The sequence below is a fragment of the Bifidobacterium sp. UBA6881 genome (assembly GCA_002451435.1).
In the GTDB taxonomy this organism is placed as follows: domain Bacteria; phylum Actinomycetota; class Actinomycetes; order Actinomycetales; family Bifidobacteriaceae; genus Bifidobacterium.
Genome location: DKCF01000010.1, coordinates 4,801 through 6,536, shown reverse-complemented (window position 1 = coordinate 6,536; position 1,736 = coordinate 4,801). Strand labels below are relative to the sequence as shown.

The 1,736-nt window shown below is 56.0% G+C and carries 1 protein-coding gene; it reads left to right on the top strand.

Annotation, left to right across the window (positions count from 1 at the left end; all coding sequences use genetic code 11):
* The first annotated feature begins 349 nt into the window (after positions 1-349).
* A complete protein-coding gene (locus tag B3C64_RS00770) occupies positions 350-1,381 on the top strand; it encodes a glycosyltransferase family 2 protein (protein ID WP_291533056.1) in 1,032 nt (343 codons plus the stop codon).
* Positions 1,382-1,736: the final 355 nt, after the last annotated feature.

Below are 1,736 nucleotides of genomic sequence, written 5' to 3'. Positions count from 1 at the left end.
AAAACCAAGAAGACAGAGGAATACGGAAATCCAGAACCGAGGGATTCCAAAGAACACAGGAATCCAGAGAAACCAAGGAATCCGAGAAGTCCGGAAAACGGACTCCAAGGAAACCAGACAATAGGCAACCAGACAATCGAAGAAAACCGAAAACAACAACCGACATAACGGCCAACGAACCATAGGCAATCTGTCCGTAAGGGAAATATCAGGTGCAGATCGCGTTTTTCAGGGTATGAATCATCCAACATTCATTCCCCTCGCGCGAACATGGTGCTACGTTAGTTTCGTTATGCTTTTTGACCGTCGAGGCGACGCCCCAGCCGCACGGACCGATCCGAGGAACATTATGCAGGAGAAGAAGACGCTCACCTTCGTGGTACCCGCGTACAACATGACCGAATACCTGGAACGGTGCGTCATGTCGCTGATCGCGGCGAAGCGCAACGACGACATTGAGGTGCTGATCGTCGACGACGGATCATCCGACGACACGTTGAAGATGGCGAAGACGTTCGAGGAACGCTATCCGGGAATCGTGCGCGCGATCCATCAGGAGAACAAAGGGCACGGCGGCGCGGTCAACACCGGCATCGCGGCGGCGAGCGGCATGTACGTGAAGGTCGTGGACGCCGATGACTGGGTCGGCCCGGAATCGCTCGAACAGGTCATGGCCGAACTGCGCGAGGAGGCCGCGGGCGCCGACCCCATCGATATGCTCGTCACCAATTACGTGTACGACAAGGTCGGCAAGCGCAACAAGCACACCGTGAACTTCCGTCATGCGATGGAGCCCGGCAAGCGTCTGACGTGGGACGATCTGGGCCATTTCGGACTGACCGAATACATCCTCATGCACGCGCTGATCTACCGCACGGCCGTGGTGCGCGAATCGGGCATGAAGCTGCCGGAACACACGTTCTACGTCGATTTCATCTACGCGTACCAGCCGTTCCCGTGGGTGAAGTCCCTGAAGTACCTGGATACGCCGTTCTACCACTATTTCATCGGCCGCGACGGGCAGAGCGTGCAGACCGATGTGATGATCCGCCGCGTGGACCAGCTGCGGCTTGTGAACCAGTGCATGGTGCGTGCCACGCCGGAACGCGGCACGGTGCCGGACGGCCTGTACCGCTACATGATCCATTTCCTGGCGATCGAAAGCTCCGTGGCGAGCGTATTCATGATTTTGTCGCGCGATCCGGAGAATTATGCGAAGAAGAAGGCCCTGTGGGCCGACATCAAGGCATATTCCCCGACGATCTACGCGGACGTGCACAAGAAGGCGATGTCGCGCGCGCTGAACCTGCACGGTTCCATCGGACGATTCGTGATCCGCAAGGGGTATTTCGTCGCCGAACACGTCGTCGGATTCAACTGATTCCGCCGATTCGTCGGTAACCCGTCGGTAATTTGATCTGTCGGTAATCCGATTGATTGGTAATCGGCACGGTCCATCTTCAGAAGGTCCGTCTTCGAAAGAACCGTTTCCGGAAAGACCATTTTGAGAAGGACTATCTTCGGAAGAACCGTCTTGGAAAGGACCGTCTTCGGGATAGTCCATGTTCGGGATGGCCGGTCTTCAGGTGGCCGATCTTCGATTAAGGGATAATCCGCAATCTGATTGGCCTGCGACCCGGTGGGACCATAATCCGATTGATTCGCAATCGGGACAATCCATGGTTGAGACGACCATGTTGGAGATAACCCGTCATCTGATCAACCAGTCATCCGAA